The 20016-nt window shown below is 64.9% G+C and carries 16 protein-coding genes; 8 read left to right on the top strand and 8 right to left on the bottom strand.

Going from position 1 to position 20016, the window contains the following annotated elements; translation table 11 throughout:
* The first annotated feature begins 3 nt into the window (after positions 1-3).
* Genes P12x_RS15700 through P12x_RS15690 form a run of 3 tightly spaced genes read left to right on the top strand, consistent with a single transcriptional unit; the run spans position 4 to position 3126 of the window.
* The gene (locus tag P12x_RS15700) at positions 4-1104 is read left to right on the top strand and encodes a prenyltransferase/squalene oxidase repeat-containing protein (protein ID WP_435005245.1); all 1101 of its coding nucleotides are present in this window, start codon (positions 4-6) and stop codon (positions 1102-1104) included.
* On the top strand, positions 1101-2375 hold the full coding sequence (locus tag P12x_RS15695) for an NPCBM/NEW2 domain-containing protein (protein WP_435005244.1): 1275 nt from the start codon (positions 1101-1103) through the stop codon (positions 2373-2375). The genes P12x_RS15700 and P12x_RS15695 overlap by 4 nt, the downstream gene beginning before the upstream one ends.
* Positions 2376-2424: 49 nt before the next feature.
* Entirely contained in the window at positions 2425-3126 is a 702-nt protein-coding gene (locus P12x_RS15690) for a sensor histidine kinase (RefSeq protein WP_435005243.1), read from the top strand.
* A 7-nt stretch (positions 3127-3133) separates the two neighbouring features.
* On the opposite strand, the gene P12x_RS15685 is transcribed toward P12x_RS15690, so the two are convergent.
* The 3 genes from P12x_RS15685 to P12x_RS15675 form a co-directional block, all read right to left on the bottom strand.
* Positions 3134-3370 (bottom strand): hypothetical protein, encoded by a 237-nt coding sequence (locus tag P12x_RS15685; protein WP_435005242.1) that lies wholly within the window; start codon positions 3368-3370, stop codon positions 3134-3136.
* A gap of 88 nt (positions 3371-3458) precedes the next feature.
* A complete protein-coding gene (locus tag P12x_RS15680; RefSeq protein WP_435005241.1) occupies positions 3459-3722 on the bottom strand; it encodes a hypothetical protein in 264 nt (87 codons plus the stop codon).
* 277 nt (positions 3723-3999) lie between these two features.
* A complete protein-coding gene (locus P12x_RS15675; protein WP_435005240.1) occupies positions 4000-4599 on the bottom strand; it encodes an ANTAR domain-containing response regulator in 600 nt (199 codons plus the stop codon).
* A gap of 229 nt (positions 4600-4828) precedes the next feature.
* Here P12x_RS15675 and P12x_RS15670 point away from each other — a divergent pair, with 229 nt between their 5' ends.
* Positions 4829-5314 (top strand): MaoC family dehydratase, encoded by a 486-nt coding sequence (locus tag P12x_RS15670; protein WP_435005239.1) that lies wholly within the window; start codon positions 4829-4831, stop codon positions 5312-5314.
* A 46-nt stretch (positions 5315-5360) separates the two neighbouring features.
* A complete protein-coding gene (locus tag P12x_RS15665) occupies positions 5361-5570 on the top strand; it encodes a hypothetical protein (protein WP_435005238.1) in 210 nt (69 codons plus the stop codon).
* Positions 5571-5582: 12 nt separating this feature from the next.
* On the opposite strand, the gene P12x_RS15660 is transcribed toward P12x_RS15665, so the two are convergent.
* From P12x_RS15660 to P12x_RS15650, 3 genes are read right to left on the bottom strand one after another with little or no spacing between them, the layout of a single operon-like run.
* Positions 5583-6425: a phosphoenolpyruvate hydrolase family protein gene (locus P12x_RS15660; RefSeq protein ID WP_435005237.1), complete on the bottom strand. Its 843-nt coding sequence runs from the start codon at positions 6423-6425 to the stop codon at positions 5583-5585.
* On the bottom strand, positions 6422-7657 hold the full coding sequence (locus P12x_RS15655; protein WP_435005236.1) for a Tm-1-like ATP-binding domain-containing protein: 1236 nt from the start codon (positions 7655-7657) through the stop codon (positions 6422-6424). Before P12x_RS15655 ends, P12x_RS15660 begins: the two co-directional genes overlap by 4 nt.
* An 18-nt stretch (positions 7658-7675) precedes the next feature.
* Positions 7676-8473: an HpcH/HpaI aldolase family protein gene (locus P12x_RS15650; protein ID WP_435005235.1), complete on the bottom strand. Its 798-nt coding sequence runs from the start codon at positions 8471-8473 to the stop codon at positions 7676-7678.
* 517 nt (positions 8474-8990) lie between these two features.
* On the opposite strand from P12x_RS15650, the gene P12x_RS15645 reads away from it, so the two are divergent.
* Complete coding sequence (locus P12x_RS15645; protein ID WP_435005234.1) at positions 8991-11789, top strand: aryl-sulfate sulfotransferase; 2799 nt, start codon at positions 8991-8993, stop codon at positions 11787-11789.
* A 297-nt stretch (positions 11790-12086) separates the two neighbouring features.
* On the opposite strand, the gene P12x_RS15640 is transcribed toward P12x_RS15645, so the two are convergent.
* Entirely contained in the window at positions 12087-13970 is a 1884-nt protein-coding gene (locus tag P12x_RS15640) for an esterase/lipase family protein (RefSeq protein WP_435005233.1), read from the bottom strand.
* Between the two features lie 510 nt (positions 13971-14480).
* Between P12x_RS15640 and P12x_RS15635 the strand changes: the two genes are divergently transcribed.
* A complete protein-coding gene (locus P12x_RS15635) occupies positions 14481-15734 on the top strand; it encodes a glycosyltransferase (protein WP_435005232.1) in 1254 nt (417 codons plus the stop codon).
* Between the two features lie 254 nt (positions 15735-15988).
* Here the strand turns inward: P12x_RS15635 and P12x_RS15630 are convergent, their stop codons facing one another.
* Entirely contained in the window at positions 15989-17389 is a 1401-nt protein-coding gene (locus tag P12x_RS15630; protein ID WP_435005231.1) for a hypothetical protein, read from the bottom strand.
* 1266 nt (positions 17390-18655) lie between these two features.
* Here P12x_RS15630 and P12x_RS15625 point away from each other — a divergent pair.
* Positions 18656-19813, top strand: a complete 1158-nt coding sequence (locus P12x_RS15625) for a glycosyltransferase family 4 protein (RefSeq protein WP_435005230.1) — start codon at positions 18656-18658, stop codon at positions 19811-19813.
* The last annotated feature ends 203 nt before the right edge of the window (positions 19814-20016 follow it).

The following is a 20016-nucleotide window of genomic DNA, read 5'->3' as shown; positions in this document are numbered from 1 at the left end:
CCGATGACGACTACCGACGCCCGAAGGATGGGGCAAGTCGCCCTGATCGCCTCGATGGCCTGGCTCGCCGCGAGCCTTTCTACGTTCGCGCAAGAGGCTGTCGCCCCGCAGAAGGAGCAAGGCGGCTTCGGCGAACCGCGACGCGGCGACGTCCCCGAACACGCGGCCGAGCAGGTCACCCCCGAGACCGATCGCGCCATCGAGTCGGGGTTGGAGTGGCTCGGCAAGGCCCAGAACTCCGACGGCTCATATGGCTCGGGGGCCTACCGGGGCAACATCGCCGTGACCAGCCTGGCCGGACTGGCCTTCATGGCCAGCGGGTCGAGCCCCGGACGAGGGCCCTACGGGGCGCAAATCGACAAGGCCCTCCAGTACGTGATGGATAACACCGCGCCCTCGGGCTTCATCGCCGTCGCCAACGCCGGGACGCACGGCCCGATGTACTCGCACGGCTTCGGGGCCCTCTTCCTCGCCGAAGCCTACGGGATGACCCGCAAGCCCGAGATCCGGGAGAAGCTGACCAACGCCATCCGGCTGATCATCGACACCCAGAACAACGAAGGGGGCTGGCGCTACCAGCCGGTCCGGAGGGATGCCGACCTCTCGGTGACGATCTGCCAGATCAACGCCCTTCGGGCCGCCCGAAACGCCGGGCTGTTCGTCCCCAAGGAGACGGTCGACGCCTGCATCCGGTACGTCAAGCAGTCGCAGAATGCCGACGGCGGATTCCGCTACATGATCCAGGGAGGTGCCAGCGCCTTCCCCAGGTCGGCCGCCGGGGTCGTCGCGCTCTACAGCGCGGCGATCTACGATGCCGACGAGATCAAGCGGGGGATCGAGTACCTCAAGCAGTTCATGCCCGAGATCAAGTTCGGCCAGCGTTACAGCCACTACTACTACGGCCATTACTACGCGGCCCAGGCCATGTGGATCCGAGGGGGTGAGGACTGGGACGCCTGGTATCCCGCGATCCGCGACGAGCTGGTCCGCCGGCAGCTCCCGGCCGGCTTCTGGCAGGACTCGATCTGCCACGAGTACGGTACATCGATGGCCCTGATCATCCTCCAGATGCCCAACAACTACTTGCCGATCTTCCAACGATGACAGGAAGGGTCGCCACCTCGATGCCATTCCTCTGGATGATGACCCTGACGCTCGGGCTGGCAGCCGGCCCCGTGACTCCGGCCCGCGAGTTCGTCGGCGATCGCCCGGCGGTCACCCCGATTTCCATCCCCTCGGATCCGGTCTTCAACGCACTCCGGACCGATGGATCGACGGTCTCCGGGCAGATCCGACAACTCGGACTGAAGTCGGGCCTGGTGCTCGCCAGGTCGGACGCCGCGGATCAGACCATCCCGATCGAAGGGCTGGTCAAGCTGACGCGTGAAGGGTCCTCCGCCCCGATGACCACCGAAGGAGGACTGGTCCTCTTCCCCGACGGCGATCGGCTGGCCCGAAGCGTGATCGGGCCGGTTGGCCAGTTCAACCTGGATATCCAGCAGTTCGCGCTGGGGAACCTGGCGATTCCCATCGATTCGATCCTCGGCCTGATCCTGGCGCCACCGGCCGAGCCGGATGCCGTCGACGCCCTGGTCGCGCGGGTCCGGGCCGAGCCCCGGGAGGCCGACCTGATCTGGCTCGCCAATGGCGATCGGCTCCCCGGCCTCTTCGCGGGGATGACCGACAAGAAGCTCGCATTCCAGCCCGCCACCGGCAAGGTCGAGCTCGACCGATCCGGGATCGTCGCCCTGGGATTCGAGCCCGCGCAGGTGAATTACCCGAAGCCGGCCGGGCCGTACTTCGAGCTGACCACGGTCGACGGGTCGAGGCTCGGGGTGACCGACGTCCGGATGGAGCAGGGCCATGTGATCGCCCGGACCCGCTTCGGGGCCGAGATCCGCCTGCCGGTCGGGGAACTGGCGAAGGTCCACGTGCTCGACGCCTCGGTGGTCTATCTTTCGGATCGCGAGGCCGACGGCACGCAATATGAACCTTATATCGGACCGACTCGACCTTATCGGCGGAATGCCAACGTCGCGGGGGAGTCGCTCCGACTGGGGGGCCAGCCATTCGACCGGGGCCTGGGCACGCAAAGCCGGACGCTCCTGGCCTACAAGATCCCCCCCGGCTCGAAGCGGTTCCAATCGACGGTCGGCCTGGACGACCGGGCGGGCCCGCTGGGAAATGTGGTCTTCAAAATTCGGGCGGACAATCATGAAGTTTACACGTCGCCGCCGATGTCACATGGGGAGACACCCCGACCCGTCGACGTCGACCTCACTGGTGCCAGGCTCCTGATCCTGATCACCGAGTTCGGTGAGCGGGGGGATGTCCAGGATCACGCCGATTGGATTGAAGCCCGGATCATCCGCTGAATCCGAGGGCGCCCGCTCCTTCGCGGGCGACGGACGACAGAGGACGGCCATGCAAGAGATCGATCCGACCGAGGCCCAAGAGAATCTGAACGACCTGGGTCATCTCGCTTCGGCCGTTGGCCACCACGTGATCAACGCCTTCAGCGCGGTCGTCAGTAACGCCGAGATCCTCCGCCTCAAAATGGCGATGAACCCGCCGGTCGACCCGTCCGTCCTGGCGAACATGATCATCACCACGGCCATGGACGCCGCTTCGGTGGCCCGCCGGTTGATCGACTACACGCGTCCGATCACCAACATCGGCGACGAATACGTCGAGCTCGACCGCCTGGTCGCCGATTTCGTCGATCGGAAGCGAAACGAGAAGATCGCCGGGATTAGCTGGTCGGTCGACGCAGCCCCCATCCCGCCGATTCGAGGCCAGGCCGCCCAGATTCGGTCGATGCTCGACGAAGTCGTGATCAATGCCCTGGAGGCTGCGGATGGGCGGCCGATCGAGATCGCGATCTCGACCTCGCTCGACGCTCGAGGCTGGGTGGCGCTGGAAATCCGCGACTCCGGCCACGGCATGGAACCCGAGGTCCTGGAACGCGCCGTCGAGCCCTTCTTCACGACCAAGTCCGGGCATATCGGGGTTGGCCTGAGCATCGCCAACGGGATCTGGAGGCGACACAAGGGCACCCTATCGCTCCGGAGCGCCCCGGGCGAGGGGACCACGCTTCGACTCTGCGTCGAGCCGGCAATTCACTGACCTCTCGTCAATTTCGAGGCAAGTTCGGCGACCCGCCGAGCCGCTCGCGAGTGAGCAAACCCAGATCGTCGCAGAGCGACAGCATCGTCCGAGCCTGGGCCCGTTCGGCGTCGGAGATCGGTCGATCCGCGCCTTCCAGAAACCGTTCGAGTCCGTCGCGGAGCGAGTCCAGGGGGCGACAGATCTCCCGGCTCAGGTTGGCCAGGATCGGCCGAAGTTGGGGATGTTCGGTCCCGGCATCCATGTCGCATTATCCTTCCTGGATCGAGAATCAGGTCCGTCCCAAATCGAGGCAGGCAGGATCGTCATCGGCTCTCGCCGGCGCGACGAACTCAGCAGCCCACCACGATCTCGTTGGCCAGGGCATGGTGGCCATCCGTGAAATCGAGCACGACCTGTTGCGCCAGTTGCTTGGCGTGATAGGTCCTCGAGCGTCCCGTGAGGATGATCTGTTCCTCGGAGCAAACGACGTGGAGGTCGCGGATCCGGCCGCTGGCCCGACGTTCGATCTGACCTTCGATTTGTTCGGCGAGGCCGGACTCGTGGATGATTCGATCCGTTCGCCGGATGTCCGACCCTGCCTCATGCGTGGTCATGCCAGGTCTCCCAGTGAGTTGGCCATCCCCGGATTGATTACCCCGACGGTCGGATAGGAACCTGGTTCCTCCGCTCCCGTCGGGCGGCAGGGGCGCCGGCGAGTTGCTGGCCTCCCTGCTTCAATCGGGGAAAGTGTATTTCGGGAAACAGTCTTGACGGAACAATTTGACCTTACCCAAGGAGGACCGGCCGGGTCAAGTACCGAGGCAGGATCAGCAGCATTAATCTTGCGGGGGTGATTATATGGCCAAGGTGAGGGGGGGAAGCCGAGGCCGATCAGAGGCCGGTGGGCGGGTCGAGGAGCTCGTCAGCCTGGACGATCGAGTCGGCCAGCTTGGCCATCGGCATCCTTCGATCCTGGCTCTGCCGCTGGAGGAACCGGAACGCTTCGGGCTCGGTCATATTCCGGCGAGTCATCAAGATCCCCTTGGCCCGCTCGATCACCTTCCGTTCCCGGAGGGTCAGTTCGAGGGTATTGACGTTCTCTCGCAGGGTCTTCACCTCGCGAGAACGAGCCACGGCGACCTGGATCGCGGCGTGGAGGCTGGGGCTGGTCACCGGCTTGAGCAGGTAATGCACGACCCCGCCTTCGACGGCCTGTTCGATCAGGTTGGGATGACCGTGAGCGGTCAGGATGATCACGGGAGTCCCGGGATCTCGGGCGATCTGTCGGGCTGCCGAGAGCCCATCCAGGCCGGGCATTTCGATATCCATCAAAACTAAATCGGGTAGCGTCCGGCGGCAGACGTCGATGGCGTGGTGACCGTCATGGACCACAGCGACCACATCATATCCCAATGCATCGAGCTGGCCGTGCAGGCCGGCGGCTACCGGCTTTTCGTCGTCGGCGACGAGGATCTTGAAAGGCCGATTCATACGAACCCTCTCCTCGGGATGACACGGCTGACATAACCGCTACGATCCCCCTCACCCGCAAAATAGGCTCTCAGCCTGCGCATCATCAGGCTTCAGGGGGCGCCCACGTGGCGTCCTTGGGTTGACGACCCGGTCAATAACTAGCACAATTCATTCCGAAATTGTTCTCGAAACGGTCACAGTTCACAAGATGCACCATTAAGGATTTCTGAGACCAGGGCCCATTCCGGTGTCCAAGCATTCCCCCCAATCATTGACCTTCGACGATCTCGAACCGGGCGACGAGTGGGAGAGCCCATCGCGAACCGTCACCGAATCCGACGTCGTCGGATTCGCCGGGCTCTCCGGCGACTTCAATCCGATCCATGTGGACCACGAATCGGCGAGGCTTGGTGCCTTCGGTCGCCCGGTCGCTCATGGGCTTCTCGGGCTGTCGATCTCCAGCGGCCTGGCCTCTCACTCGCCCCGGGTCGATACCCTGGCGTTCCTCGAAATCGTGGAGTGGAAGTTCCTCCAGCCGATCGGCTTCGGCGACACGATCCGGGTCGTCTCGCGTATCGAGTCGATCCAGCCCAAGGGCCGAGGCCGACGCGCCGTGGTCACCTGGCATCGTCGGCTGGTGAACCATCAAGGGGTCACGGTCCAGGAGGGCCGGACGCGGACCCTGGTCCGCGGCCGCGCCGGACTCGGGGGCGACGAATCGAGCGGGGGCTGATCCCCGCCCGGCCGCGACTAAATCCGCACTCGAAGGCCCATACCGCATGCGTTACCGGACCGAGATCTTCGTGGCCGCCGACCGCTACGTCTGCCTGCAACTCCCCGGATATCTACCCGAGGGTCGGGCGATTGTGACAGTGCATGTCGAAGAAAATCGAGGATCTGAACTAGACCCCCGATCCGGAGACGAACCGGATCGGAGCGACGTGGAGTGGTGGGAAGAGTTCGACGAGGAGGCACGTCGGCCGTACTGATCCCCGATCGCTTCAGCGAGCCGAGGGCGGGCGGAGTTCGCCGAAGGCCCTGACCTGGGCGACGATGGCCGGCTCGGTCGGGAGCCGTTCGACGCTGCTGGCCCCGAAGAACCCGGCGATCCCCCGGGTGAGCCGGAAGACCTCGGCCACGTCGGAGGGCTCGGCGATCGGCCCTCCGTGGCAGAGGACCAGGACATCGGGCCGGACCTCGAACGCCGCGTCGGCCATCGCCTGGACGCGCGCGGCCGCTTCCGCGAGATCGGGTGCAGTCTTCGCGCCGATCATCCCCTTGGTCGTCAGGCCGACGTGGGGCACCAGGATATCGGCCCCGGCCCGGGCCATCGCGCGAGCCTCGGATTCATCGTGGACATAGGGGCATGTGAGGAGATCCATTGCGCGAGCTTGAGCAATCATGTCGACCTCGCGCTCATATCCCATCCCCGTCTCTTCGAGGCCCTGCCGGAACTTGCCGTCCACGAGCCCGACCGTCGGGAAGTTCTGGACCCCGGCGAATCCGGCGTCGCGCACTTCTTTCAGGAACCGCGACATGATCCGGAACGGGTCGGTGGCGCAGACCCCGGCCAGGACCGGGGTGTGGTCGACCACCGGGAGGACCTCGCGGGCCATCTCCATGACGATCGCGTTGGCGTCGCCGTAAGGCATCAGGCCCGCCAGGCTCCCGCGTCCCGCCATCCGGAACCGCCCGGAATTGTAGATGATGATCAGGTCGATCCCGCCGGCCTCGGCCAGCTTGGCCGTCAGGCCGATCCCCGCGCCCCCGCCGATGATCGGTCGACCCTGGGCGATCTTCTCGCGGAACCCCTGGAGGATCTCGGACCGGGACTTCGTGTTCATCGTCGAGGGGCCTCGGGCTGGGGGTCGGGGGTCATCAGGACACGCAGGAGGAACGCCGCCTGGTCGGCGAACTCGGGGTCGTTGATGTGGTGAGCACGGTCGACCACCGTGACCAGGGGATGGTCGTCCAGCGATTCGTGGATCGCACGGAACAGGGCCGAGTCGGCCTCGGGGTCGTGGAACGGCTGGCCGGGTGCGTCGATCGCGGAGACTCCGCCCATCGGCAGGAGGACGACGGTCGGGACGCTCGCCCTTGCCAGGACCTCGCCGATCCTCCGGCCGATCCGGTCGTTCTCCTCGGGAGTGGTCCTCATCAGCGTGACCGATGCGTTGTGCCGGTGGAACTTCCGACCGCGGAACCGCTCGGGGACCGAGTCCATCGGCCCGAAGTTCACCATGTCGAGCGCGCCGACGCTGATGACCTGGGGGATACCGCGGCAAACGGCCGCCTCCAGCCGATCCGGCCCCGCTGAGAGGGTCCCGCCCACCAGTTCATCGGCCAGTTCGGTCGTGGTCAGGTCGAGCACCGCGTCGACCTCGCCATCTCGGATCAGGCCCTCCATCGACTGCCCGCCGATTCCCGTGGCGTGGAAGACGAGGACCTCGCAACCCTGGGCTTCGAGCCCCTGGCGGGCCCGGTCCACGCAAGGTGTGGTCACGCCGAACATCGTGGCCGCGACCGCCGGCTTGCTCGCGCCCGGAGGCTCGACCACCTTCGGAGCCAGGACCATCCCGGCCAGGGCGTGGGCCGCGTTGGAGAGCGCCGTCCGGGTCAATCGGTTCAATCCGGCCAGGTCGGCGACGGGGTAGAACATGGCGATATCCGACCCGCCCACGTAAGGCCGGGTCTGGCCGCTGGCGAGCGTGCTGACCATCACCTTCGGCACGCCGAAGGGTAAGGCTCGCATCGCCGAGGTCCCGATCACCGTGCCCGCCGAGCCCCCGAGCCCGAAGACCCCCTCGACCCGGCCCTCCCGGTGGAGTTCGGCCACGACCGCGGCGACTCCCTCGGCGGCCTTCGAGACCGCCTCGCCCCGGTCCCGGAGCGATCCCACCGAGATCCCCGCGCGTCGGAAGACCTCCTCGCGGGAGATCTCGGGCCGGGTCGTCGGGGGCCCTTGCGAGCCCGCGTCGACGACCAGAGTCTCGATCCCTCGGCCCCGGAGGATGTCGCGGACGAGGCCGAGCTCGCGCCCTTTGGTGTCCAGCGTCCCGATCAACACGACAGCCATGACGTCACGAGCCCTCGATCAATACTTGGCCAGGTCCGCGCCCGAGGGGTCGGGAGCGAAGGCCTTGGCGACCTCGACGGCTCCCGTGACCATGAACTTCAGCTCGCTGTTGACCGCGACGAATTGCCAGCCTTCGGCCAGCCGGCGTTGGGCATCCTCGATCGAGAAGACATGCAGGCCGCTGGCGACCTTCTGCCGGGCACAGGCCTCGCGAATCCGGGTCAGGGTCGCTTCCTGGAGCGCCTTCGAGGGGGGCGAGCCGTCGGGTCCTCGGAGCGAGGCGGCCAGGTCGTTCGGCCCGACGAAGACGGCGTCGATGCCGGGGACGGCATAGGTTTCGTCGGCGCACTCGACGGCGGCGATGTGCTCGGTCTGGATCACGACCAGGATCTCGTCATCGGCCCGGGCGTAATATTCCTCGGGCGTCGCGCCATAGTTCAGGGCGTGCATCCCCCCGCCGACCGAGCGATTCCCCCGGGGCGGATACTTGGTGGCCTCGACGATCATCCTGGCCTCGGCGGGGTCCATGACCATCGGGGCCACGATCCCCATCGCCCCGCAGTCGAGGACCGACTTGATCAGGTCGTGACGGCCCGCCGAGATCCGGGCCAGGGGGACGCACCCGGCATCGGCGATCGCGCCGAACATCTGGGCGGCGGTGTTGATATCGGTATGAGTGTGCTCGATATCGACCGTCAGCCAAGGGAGCCCCGTCCGCGCCAGGAACCGAGCGGCGACCACGCTGCCCAGAGAGAGCCAGGTGCCGACCTGGGGCTTCCCTTCACGCAAGGCTTTCTTGACCGGGTTGGCTTTCATGAAGGACCTCGGGGGTTGGCGTTTCGCCGCCGATGCGCGACGGAGCATTCTGGGCAAGTCACCGCCGAGCGAGCAAGTGGACATCGCTGCCGGGGGCGAAACGGGGTCGCAGGCCGAGCCCGACCTCCAGCCTCCGGCAACGATTCTGCCTCCCAAAAGATCGCTCGGCTCTTGATCCAGCTCATAAGTCCCGGCATGATCAAATGCGAGACTTGGCAAAGACAGGCCGACTGGGGACAATATCTCGATTGTGCGACGAACCTGCAAGGTTCACGTTATTCCTCATCCCGTTGACCACAAAATTCGCATGTCTGGATTTCACATTTTTCTCCCTAATTTTACCTGCTATGTTTCCACCGCCATCTTTATACCGAGACAGGAGATGCGGGCCGGTCCTCATGCGTGAGCATGGGACCTTGGAGGAGTCGAGGACGCGAAATTAACGGCCATCCCGATCATCCCGAATTGCCGAGCTGGAGCGACCAGGCTCATCAATCCCTTTCAAGGAACCTATCCGATGTGGCACCCTCCCTCGGCCATCTCCCGACAGGTGAATCCCAGGCAAGCCCCGGCTCGGCGGTCGCGGATCTACCGGCCGCGATGCAAGCCCCTCGAGGTTCGTTGCCTCCTGTCGGTCACCCTGAGCGATAGCGGTCCGGCCGTCCCTTCGGTGGGATCGCCGGTCGTCTGGACGGCCACGACCGACGGACACGGCGCGACCCCTGTCTACCAGTTCCGCGTGCAATCCGCCGGCACGTCCCGGGTCGTGCGCGACTTCAGCACCAGCAACAGCTTCACCTGGAATCCCATGCAGGAGGGAAGCTACGAGATCCAGGTGACCGTCAAAAACGGCTTCGTCGCCACGACCGGCGAATCCGCGAGCGCCTCGTACGAAGCGACTTCGCTGGTCCTCGGATCCGTCGCGACGATCAGCGGTACGCCCAACCCGCTGGTCGCCCTGTACAGCGCGCCCCCGACCTCCGGCAGTTCGATGTACGTCGAATTCAGTCCGATGGGGCCCAACCCATCCTGGCAATCGACCTCCCCGCTGGCCATCGTGCCGGGCAAGAGCACCAACTTCCTCGTGGCCGGGCTGCTGCCGAACACGACCTATCTCATGAGGCACGTCCAGGACAACGGGACGATCTCCGCCCCCCTGACGTTCCAGACCGGCTCCCTGCCGACGAACGTGACTTTCCCCACCTTCGCCGTGGAGCAGGCGCCCACGCCCGAGGTTGACCCGACCCAGGACCTGGTCTTCCACGTGGGGATCGCGACCCAGCCCAACACCATCGGGACCCTGGCGACGGACCGGGCGGGCAACATCGTCTGGTACTACGACTCGGTGGCCAACGACTTCCTCAACTATGCCCCGAGGCTCGTGCCGGGCGGTACGGTACTCATGCTAGGCGGCGACGCGATCCTGACCGGCGGCTACACCGGCTCGTTGCGTGAGGTCGATCTGGCCGGCAACACCCTGCGCGAGACGAACACGGGTGCGATCAACGCCGAGTTGGCCTCGCTGGGACAGCACCCGATCACGAACATCCACCACGAGGCCCAGCGCCTGCCCAACGGCGACACCGCGATACTCGGCACGTCCCCGCGGACCGTCAACCTCAACGGCACGCCCACCGAATACAATGGCGACATGGTGATCGTCCTGGACCAGAACTTCCAGGTGACTTGGGTCTGGGATCCTTTCACCCATCTCGATACCAACCGCCTCCCCACCCTGGGCGAGGGCCCGATCGACTGGATGCACACCAACGCCGTCGCCTGGTCGCCCGCGGACGGGGATCTGCTGGTCTCCATGCGTTCCCAGGACTGGGTGATCAAGATCGATTACGCCAATGGGGCCGGCGACGGCCACGTCGTCTGGCGGCTGGGGCAGGGCGGGGATTTCACCATCAATTCCTCGGACCCATCCCCCTGGTTCACCCACCAGCACGACGCGCACTACATCAACGACACGACGGTGATGCTCTTCGATAACGGGAACACCCGCCAAAGTACCGACCCGGAGGCCCATAGCCGCGGACAGGTGCTCGTCCTCGACGAGAAGACGATGCAGGCGACGCTGAAGGTCAACGCCGACCTGGGCGAATACGCCGGCGCCCTGGGGAGCGCGCAGCTCCTCCCCAACGGGAGCCTCGATTTCACCTCCGGATTCACACAGCGGACGATCGAGGTGCTCCCCGACGGCACCCAGACTTATGTGCTCAAGATGAATCTGACCGGCGTCGAGTATCGCTCCTACATTTACGACACCCTCTACGGCTATTCCGTCGCCTACAACAAATCCGAGGCACTGCCGACGTCCGATCTGTCCGTCTTCCGACCCTCCACCGGGACCTGGTACGACGCCACGATTGGCGGAGTCATCGTCACCAACGCCCAGCAGTGGGGATTGCCCGGCGACATCCCCGTCCCCGGAGACTACGACGGCGACGGCAAGGACGACCTGGCCGTCTTCCGGCCCTCCAACGGCAAGTGGTACGTCTACACCGCGACCGGCCAGGTGCTCCTGTTCGGCCAGCAGTGGGGGCTGACGGGCGACATCCCCTCGACCGGCGACTTCGACGGCGACGGCAAGGACGACCTGGCCGTCTTCCGGCCCTCCATCAGCAGTTGGTACATCTACACCACGACCGGCCAGGTGCTCATGTACGGCCAGCAGTGGGGACTCGCCGGCGACAAGCCCGAGGTCGGCGATTTCGATGGCGACGGCCAGGCCGACCTGGCCGTCCTCCGGCCCTCCAACGGAAATTGGTACATCCGGACCGTGGATGGTCAGATACTCGTGAACGGTGCGAGGTGGGGGTTGAGCGAGGATATCCCCATCCCCGGCGACTTCAATGGCGACGGCAAGGACGACCTGGCCGTCTTCCGGCCCTCGAATAGCCAATGGTACATCCAGTCGATCACCGGCCCGGTGATCGCGTACGGCCAGCAGTGGGGCCTGACGGGCGACATCCCTTCGACCGGCGACTTCAGTGGCGACGGCAAGGCCGACCTGGCGGTCTTCCGGCCCTCCAATGGCAAGTGGTACATCGCGGGGGTCGGCGGCCCCGTTATCACCTATGGCCGGCAGTGGGGACTGACGGGCGATATCCCGACAACGGCAACCGCCGTCCAGAAGGCACAACTGGCCTCCAGCACCAGTCCCACCGCTCCCAAGGGTTCGAAGAAAGCGGGCGCCGCGTCAACTCAAGTGAGCATCCCCCTGCAGACAACGACCACGCCGGCTCTCCGCTCCTCTGCCAACCAGAAGAAGCGGAGCAATCCTCGGGTCGTGGTAACGACCGGCCTCTGACCTGGATGGCTCTCGGAAATCCACGAGAGATCATCCTCTCGGCCACGCCCCGTTCGATTCGTGATGATCGAACAGGGCGGCAGGCCGGGGCTGAGCCGCAGCCCACCGCAGGGCAATCGGAAACGGGCACTCCCCGGAGGGGGTTGGTGTACGTTGGTGGAGCATGGCATCGACGGACCACCGAACAAGGATGTCGTCAAGGAACCGAAGAGTGACGCGATCGCCCGTAATCTGACGGGCCGTGGTAGGTCGCCCAAGCAACAACGGATGAGTCGACTGCCGCGAGCACTCTGTCGATTATTCTTGCGAGCCTGCCGAGGGAATCGGGCCTGGCGTCCACTCGGTCCGGACCTCGTCGAGGAGCAACCGTCGGAGTTCCTCGATGGCCGGTTGACTCTGCTGCGAGAAGTGGGTGCCCGGGAGCGTTCGCTCGGACTCGACGCCGGAGAGTGTGGAACTCGATCTCCTGACCACCAGGTCGGAGGGAAACCGGCCCAGGAAATCGAAGATAATCGAGTCGGTTCGGACCCCAGGAGCGATCGGGAGTCGGTCGATGGCCAGGAGAATCGGACTCCTTGGGCTGAGGTTACCGATCGAGTTGATCGACTTGCGCCGAAAGAGGTCGTCCTTGAAGATGTCGGGGCCATTCGCGGCCTTCAACTCCTCGACGAGTTCCACCTGTCGCTGAGGCGGCCGGATGAACCGGGACACGATTCGACCGAAAGGCGCGTCCGCGATCCGGCTCCCCCGGTGAGGAGCCGCGATGAAGATGGCTCGGCGGACGAAAGGGACGGGCCGAAAGATCAATAGCTCGGTCAGCTCGGCACGCGTCTCGGGCGAGGCCTGGAATTGCTCCGGGGTCCGATTCAAAACGGCGTTCCAGAGGGTCGTCCCGGAGTCGGATACCATGAACCGGGTCAGATTGCCTCCCATGCTGTGACCGACCAGCACCATCTGATGAAAGGCGGGATCTCCGCCGAACCTCGACTCCAGATCGTAGAGCGCCCGGCGGAGTCGATAAGCGGAGGTTGGGATCGGCTGCCCGGTCTTGTAGGCGAACAGCAGGAACTGATATCGGCCGGAGATTCGCGGATCGTTGCGCAGGTCGTTGATCGTCTGAACGAACGCCGCCGGATTGGAGCTGAGGCCGTGGATCAAGACCACGGGGATCTTCCCCGGCTCGTACGGCCTGAGCAGATAAAGGCCAGGGTCGATGCCGGTCTGGAGGTCGGAGACGAACAATCCCGCCAGGGTCGAGGCCGAGATAATCTTCTGTGACGCCTGGACGGCGAGCGGAGTGGTCCGATCGTATGCCATGGGCAGGGTCTGCTGGCCGGCTGTCACCGATCGAGCCAGGAACGGGTCGTGGAACACCAGCGTGAGCGGCGCGGTACGCCAGCTCCCATCGAGGAGACTTCCCCCGGGCTCGGCGACGACCGTGGCTCCGACCCTCAACCGGAGGGGGTAATAAGCCTCGTTCGATTCGGTGGGGTTGGTCCGATCGTTGGGCCGGAGGGCCACCACGGGCACCCCCAACCCCTTCCCGACGTACTCGTGGCGCATCCCACGCACGAGGAGATCGTCCGCCGGATCGATCGTCGCAAACCGGGAGGGATCGACGAACGCGCTCGACGCCGCCGCGTTGATCCCGAAACCGGAGAGTGCGTCGGCCCAGCGAAGGTCGCCGCGGATTCGCGGATCCTCGGAGAGCCGAATCAAGTGAGCGGTGGCTCGATTGTGGATCTCGACCGCCCGCTCGACGCATCCCGTTCGAGGCTCGCCAACCGCGAGTGCCGAGGCGGAGGCCGCGTTACGGAAGGCGACCATCGCCGCCGAGGGATCATTCCGATGACACCCGACCGCCTCCCGATACCAGAGCTCGGCGAGGGCCAGTGCGCCATTCGGCTCGGCCCCGGGCAGGCCCTGGAGCTTCAACTCCAGGCAGGTGGCCGCCGCTTCGGAGTCCCGGCCCAGCAACCGATGGCGCGCGAGAACCTCTCGCGAAGGAGCGCTGAGGGAAAGAGCGGTCTCGACTCGTTCGATGCTCTCGCGGAGCGATCGACGAAGCACGGCATCGCGGGTTTGAACCCCGCCGCAGCCGCCATTCGATCCGATCAGCGCAATCAACAAGGTGCAGGCGAGCAATCGCCGTGGAATCACAAGATGGGTCATCAAAGCCATGGAAGCCACGAACCTCTGGAATCATGACGTGGCCAATCGAAGCATTCATCGCGACCGCTCAAACCAATTCAATTTCGGATAGAACCGGTGTCAGCATGAGAAAAAACCGCCTTCTCTCGGTCTTGGCATGCGGCTTCACCCTCGCGACTCGCAAGATTACTATCACCGCCCCAATCGGTTACAGCCAGATGATCCTCGTCTCAACCCAGCGGGAACGGGCTCGGTTGCCTGCCCGTCTACGTAAGCCGCCGGTAAGGAAGGCCGGCCCCTTCCCCCGCTGGCTTGCCAGGATGTCTCCCTCGACTTGCCTCGGATCCGTGAAGCTTTTGAGAGATCGAGCCCGGCGCCCTCCTGCCCGAAAAGTAGAATGCTTCTACTTTCTTCGTTAAACTCTCGCCTCAGCGAGGCCGTCGCACGCGGCGTTTCCCGGTCATGCAACGAACTCTTTCGGCCGTTCGGCCGAGTTTCGACCTCAGTCCACGCAGGCCATGTCGCGATTCGGAGCAAGTCATGGGTCACATCGGCGTCTTCTGCCCGAATTCACCGGGACACCTGAACCCGATGGTGGCACTGGCCGACGCGACCCGAGCCCGTGGGCATCGGGTCACCTTCTTCCTGCTGGGCGACCCGCCCTCATCGGTCGCGGCGGCCGGATTCGAGATCATCTCCCTGGGCGAGTCCGTCTTCCCGCCCGACGAATATCGGGCCGGGCTTCAACGGCTTGGCACGCTTCAAGGCCGGGCGGCGCTCACGCACACCTTTTCGATGGGGCGACGCTCGGCCGAAGCCACGCTGGAGGTAGGGCCGACGGCCGTTCGCTCCGTCGGCGTGACCGCCTTGCTAGTCGATCAGGCGTCATTATCCGGGGGGACGGTGGCGGACCAGTTGGGGCTCCCCTTCGCGACGGTGTGTAACGCGTTACTCCTCCACTCCGATCCTGCGGCGCCGCCGTTCTTCACCCACTGGCAACCTCGGGACACGAGGTGGGCTCGGCTTCGCAACCAAATCGCGTGGGCGGGATTGAATCGGATGTATGCCCCGATCCTCACTCTCATCCAGGAAAGACGACGCCAACTCGGCCTGCCCGTCCCGGAGCGGATCACAGGAACCTGGTCCGACCGGCTTCAGGTCAGCCAGCAGCCCGAGTTGTTCGAGTTCCCCCGGCGGGATTTGCCGAAGCAGGTCCGGTTCGTCGGCCCGCTCCGCCTTCCGGGCGGTTACCAGCCGGTCTCATTCCCGTGGGAACGCCTCGACGGCCGCCCGCTGATCTACGCATCGCTCGGGACACTGCAAAACCGGATCGGGGGCACGTTCCGGGTGATTGCCGAAGCGTGCGAGGGGCTCGACGTTCAACTTGTCATTTCGACCGGTCACGGCGTGACCCCGGAGGCACTGGGCGAACTCCCAGGTCGCCCGGTCGTGGTCCCCTATGCCCCCCAGCTGGATCTGCTCGCCCGATCCACAGTCGCGGTGACCCATGCCGGCCTGAATACCGTCCTCGACGCGCTGGCGACGGGGATTCCAATGGTGGCCGTACCAGTCGCGAACGAGCAACCGGGGATCGCCGCCCGAGTCGCCTGGGTCGGTGCCGGCGAGGCCATCGCCCACGAGCGATTGACCGCCCAGACGCTGCGTGCCGCGGTGGTTCGCGTACAAACGGACCAGGCCTACCGCGCCGCCGCCGAGCTTATCCGCGACTCCATCCGGGCGGGAGGCGGTGCACCGCGTGCCGCCGAGATGATCGAGCAGGGCTTGGTGCCGTGAGACAGGAGTAGCTATCCGGGAGGCTCTTGCCCTCTCATCAGCCTGGGTGAGTCGAGCCACTTGATCGACTTGGACATCCTCCGGTTGAAGGACTCGATGAACTCCAGGAGCCTCCGCCTGAAGGTCTTCCAGCGACTCGAATCCGGACCGACGCAGGAGCTTGCGGACCGGGATGCTGAACCAGGTCTCCGCCTGGTTCAGCCGCGAGTTATGATTCGGCGGGTACATCAACCGGATCCGATGGCCGGGGTCGGTCAAGCCGAGGAGGCCACCGGATGGAGTTCGGAGGGGACCGCGATTGGATCGCAATCCATGTATTGTGGACGGGATAGGCCGAACATTTCCAGGATGGTCGGGGCGATCGAGCGGACCGGCATCTTCCGCTCATGGGACCGGTGCGAGCGGTTCGGATAACGCACCCAGAGCATGCCATCCGGGTGATGTCGCCCGCTCTGCAAGTTGTCCAACTGATAGAACAGGTCGTAGAAGGGCACTTCCCGGCCGGTGCGCTCGTCTCGCAGCGTCGCCGTCTTGGAGACCTCCCGTGTTTGATTGGACTGGAGAATCAGGTCGGCGTCCTCGAGGCTGCCGTGGAAGGCCAAAGTCGAGCCGACCCGGAAGCCGTCAAGATACCGCTTCGCCGCCTCCGCAGCGTCCGCGTCTGCGAACCTCAGGACAAACTGCTCGGCCATCACGGGATGGTAGGTGTAAGTACCCTGCAGGCCGAGACGATCGGCCAGGACGGCCGGGCTTCGCAGGCGGTAGAAATGCCTCCCTCCGGCCGTCTCGGCGTCCGTATAGGGCTGCTGGCTGAGGGCGGTACTGAAAATCAGGGTCGTCTCCGACCCGGCTAGCGACAGGAAGCGACCGACGATCCGGTCCATCTGCTGATAGCCGTAGAGTATGGCGTCCTTGAACTCGGCCAGATGCTCCGAATCCGGGAGCACGTGGAACGCCTCCGGCTCCATCTCCCTCCAATGGCTATGCTGGAAATGGGCCGTGCTATTGATGAAGAACGTGCTGAAGTGCGGCCGGATCTTGCGATAATAATGCCGAAAAATGTCCCATTGGAGTTGATCCGCGATCGCCGCACGCCTCCACTTGAACCGATTCGTCCGCCGTTCGGTCCAGAGTTGACTCAGGATCATCCGGATCGTGCTCGGGGACAGGCCGTGACCGGCCATATACCAGAGGAAGGACAAGGCCATCTCCTTCGATAGACCTTGCGACTCGCTGGTATGCTCCTGGACGGCCCGCCGGACGAACGCGTCGTAGGAGTCGAATTCGCCATCGGGAAAGGCCCGCAATCCGGTCGACCACGCATCCGGCAAGAGACATCCATTCAGGGGTCGATCGTAGCGGGCATTCATGCTACCGCAAACCCAGACCCGGTATCCGGCTTCCGAGATCAAATCCCAGATGGCCTTCTCTCGCAACTTGTGCCCGTCGGACAGCCTGGTTATCCCATAAGCGCTGGCCGATAGCCCCGTGTGTACCGAGACCCATTGGACCCACGGCTGGAGGTTGTCACCATCCTCCTCGGCGTCCGTGACGTACACGTGGGACTCGGCTCGGAGCCGCTCGAAGTTCGGCAGGTGTCCGGCGGCGATGAAACGATCCATCAGGCTCGGGGTCAACTCGTTGAATTCGAGCATGATGACGGATTTCGAAACAGATTTTCTCATATTCTTACCCCTTTATTTAGGCAAAATTAAGGGAAGGGACATTTCTTTTCGCTTGACTTTCCCCTGAATTGCCTACCTCATGATCTGCATCATGCCGCAAACGGTCCGGGGCTCGCAAGCGAATTATCCCCGCCACCACTCCAATCGCGGCAACCCTCCCACCCGGGATTGTCACGAGGACTCAACTCCCCCCCGTTCGTCGGGTTGACCGAGGCCGCCTGCCATCGACGCCCGGTACTGGTGCTCGGATATAGCCCGAGTCCGACCCAATTCCACCCGATCGACCGCCCCTCGGGCGACGGGGACCTCGGCACCGGATGCCGTGGCTGATGACCCCGCACGCCCGGCGGGATCACCCGCCTCAGGGGACGAGCGGGCACGCCCGGCTGGGCCGGCCCGAGGCGTTACCGATCGTGGAGGATGAGCACCTCCGCGTCGTTCTTCGGTGCATCGAGCGCCCACCGCTCCGAGCCGGGTTGTCCGCGTCGCTTCGACGGGCCTGGACTCTACGTTCCGACACTGAGACCGGCCCGGCAAGGCGTCACTTCGGGAGTCGATCGGGACCGGCTCCACATCGGGGGGGAGGTGCCTGGATCTATTCCCACATCGGATACTTTCGCAGGCGAGAGGAAGCAGGTCGATCGAAGGCCGGGCTGACCATGCCGGAGAAGGGGACGGCAGCTCCGCCGCGCCACGGAGCCAGTCCCCTTAACCTCGACGTTTCGAATGGGGGAGGAAGTGTGCTGCTTCGGCCTCCCCAGTCACGATCTTGTCGAGGAACGGTTGCAAGTCGGAGTTTGATGATCCAGAGGGGTCAGATCCCGATGGGAGCCGGATTCGATGCCAGTGGTCGCCAAATGCGGAGGCGGAAGGAAGCCACTCGCGAGCCAGAACGAACCCATTGAACTTTCGGATCGAAGCCACTTTCAGGTCAGATCGAAGCCATTCGGGGGGGATTGAGGTCCGAGCGAACCCATTATTGCGCCGAATGGACCCACTCATGAGCCACGAACGAAGCCATCGGTCGAACGAGTCGTCGAGTCATATCGATCGGGGGATTCTGGCGAAGCTCGAGCGAGCCAGATTACTGGACTCTGGCCGGTCTTTCCGGACCTCCAACGCGGGTTTACTTGGCAAATTTCACGCGAGTTTGACACGATCGACACGGCTCCTCCGGGGGTCCTCGTGATATCATTTATTATCAAGAGAAAATCCGGCCCTCCGTCGAGGCCCCCCATGCGCCTGACCCTGGTCACCGAAACTTTCGCCCCGCAGGTCAACGGGGTCTCCCGGACCCTCGGCCAACTGGTCGACCACATGGAGCGGGCCGGCGACGAGGTCCAGGTGATCCACCCGGACTACGGGGAAGACTCGACCCGACCGCACGATATCCGGGTCAGATCGCACGCCTTGCCGTTCTATCGCGAGGTCATCGTGCCGATCCCGCCGTTCGGGAAGGCTCACCGGGCGATCGACGCCTTCCGGCCGGACGTGGTCCACGTCGCGACCGAGGTGACCCTGGGACTGAGCGCCCTCCGGTATTCGCTCCGGAAGTCGATCCCGACCGTCTCCAGCTTCCACACGAATTTCGACCAGTACTGCGACCACTACCACGTCGGCTGGGCCAAGCCGGCCGCCTGGCGCTACCTCCGGTGGTTCCACAATCGGACCCGCGAGACCTACGTCCCCTCGATGGCCACGATCCGCGACCTGGAGGCCCGGGGGTTCGAGCGACTGGTCCTCTGGCCCCGAGGGGTCGACGGCCGACTCTTCCGACCCGACCGTCCCGACCGGGCCAGGCTCCGCGAAGCCCTGGGCTTCGGGCCCGACCACGTGGTGATCGGCCACGTCAGCCGGCTCGCCGCCGAGAAGAACGTGGGGCATCTGGTGAAGGCCCTCCGCGAGGTCGGCGAGGCCCGGCCTCAGGTCCGGTTCCTGTTCGTCGGCGACGGGCCGGCCCGCGCCGAGTTGGAGGCCGAGATGGGCGAGAAGGCCCGCTTCGTCGGCTATCAGGGGGGCGAGGCCCTGGCCGACCACTACGCGGCGGCCGACCTGTTCGCCTTCGCCAGCCTGACCGAGACCTTCGGCAACGTGGTCCTCGAAGCCCTCGCCTCCGGCCTCCCGACCGTCGCGATCCGCGCGGGGGGAGTCGGGGAGATCGTCCGACCCGGAGAGACCGGAATCCTCGTCGAGCCCGCCGACCCGCCCTCGCAAATGGCCGGAGCCCTGATCGGACTGGTCGACGATCCCACCCTCCGCCGGGAGATGGCCCAGGCCGCCCGGACCTACGCCCTCGGCCAGACCTGGGAAGCCATCATGGGACGGCTCCGAGAACGGTATCTGGCCGTAGCCTCGGCCGATCGCGATGACCCGGTGCCGACGTCGGCGGTCTGATCTTCCCTCAAGGAATGACCTACAGCAGAGCATCAGCCCCCACTCATGTTCCTAAGGCAAGATCGATGACAACCGGCGTATTGATATGGGCCGTCCTTGCATTCGCCGGACTTGCACTGTTGATCCTGCTTGGAGTGGCCGGCGTTTGGGGGATGCGACAAGCTTTTCGATGGGCAGAAGAGGGTTCTCCTCCACATTCCTAC

The sequence above is a fragment of the Tundrisphaera lichenicola genome (genome assembly GCF_051175385.1).
Taxonomy (GTDB): domain Bacteria; phylum Planctomycetota; class Planctomycetia; order Isosphaerales; family Isosphaeraceae; genus Tundrisphaera; species Tundrisphaera lichenicola.
The sequence above is the reverse complement of the archived record's forward strand: the minus strand, read 5'-3'. Positions and strand labels throughout refer to the sequence as shown.

Excerpts from the sequence above, each read along its gene's own strand:
- P12x_RS15695 (WP_435005244.1), top strand. The coding sequence starts at position 1,101 with ATGACAGGAAGGGTCGCCACCTCGATGCCATTCCTCTGGATGATGACC.
- P12x_RS15625 (WP_435005230.1), top strand. The coding sequence starts at position 18,656 with ATGCGCCTGACCCTGGTCACCGAAACTTTCGCCCCGCAGGTCAACGGG.
- P12x_RS15650 (WP_435005235.1), bottom strand. The coding sequence starts at position 8,473 with ATGAAAGCCAACCCGGTCAAGAAAGCCTTGCGTGAAGGGAAGCCCCAG.
- P12x_RS15630 (WP_435005231.1), bottom strand. The coding sequence starts at position 17,389 with ATGCTCGAATTCAACGAGTTGACCCCGAGCCTGATGGATCGTTTCATC.
- P12x_RS15645 (WP_435005234.1), top strand. The coding sequence starts at position 8,991 with ATGTGGCACCCTCCCTCGGCCATCTCCCGACAGGTGAATCCCAGGCAA.
- P12x_RS15660 (WP_435005237.1), bottom strand. The coding sequence starts at position 6,425 with ATGAACACGAAGTCCCGGTCCGAGATCCTCCAGGGGTTCCGCGAGAAG.
- P12x_RS15665 (WP_435005238.1), top strand. The coding sequence starts at position 5,361 with ATGCGTTACCGGACCGAGATCTTCGTGGCCGCCGACCGCTACGTCTGC.
- P12x_RS15675 (WP_435005240.1), bottom strand. The coding sequence starts at position 4,599 with ATGAATCGGCCTTTCAAGATCCTCGTCGCCGACGACGAAAAGCCGGTA.
- P12x_RS15640 (WP_435005233.1), bottom strand. The coding sequence starts at position 13,970 with ATGGCTTTGATGACCCATCTTGTGATTCCACGGCGATTGCTCGCCTGC.
- P12x_RS15690 (WP_435005243.1), top strand. The coding sequence starts at position 2,425 with ATGCAAGAGATCGATCCGACCGAGGCCCAAGAGAATCTGAACGACCTG.
- P12x_RS15700 (WP_435005245.1), top strand. The coding sequence starts at position 4 with ATGACGACTACCGACGCCCGAAGGATGGGGCAAGTCGCCCTGATCGCC.
- P12x_RS15685 (WP_435005242.1), bottom strand. The coding sequence starts at position 3,370 with ATGGATGCCGGGACCGAACATCCCCAACTTCGGCCGATCCTGGCCAAC.
- P12x_RS15680 (WP_435005241.1), bottom strand. The coding sequence starts at position 3,722 with ATGACCACGCATGAGGCAGGGTCGGACATCCGGCGAACGGATCGAATC.
- P12x_RS15635 (WP_435005232.1), top strand. The coding sequence starts at position 14,481 with ATGGGTCACATCGGCGTCTTCTGCCCGAATTCACCGGGACACCTGAAC.
- P12x_RS15655 (WP_435005236.1), bottom strand. The coding sequence starts at position 7,657 with ATGGCTGTCGTGTTGATCGGGACGCTGGACACCAAAGGGCGCGAGCTC.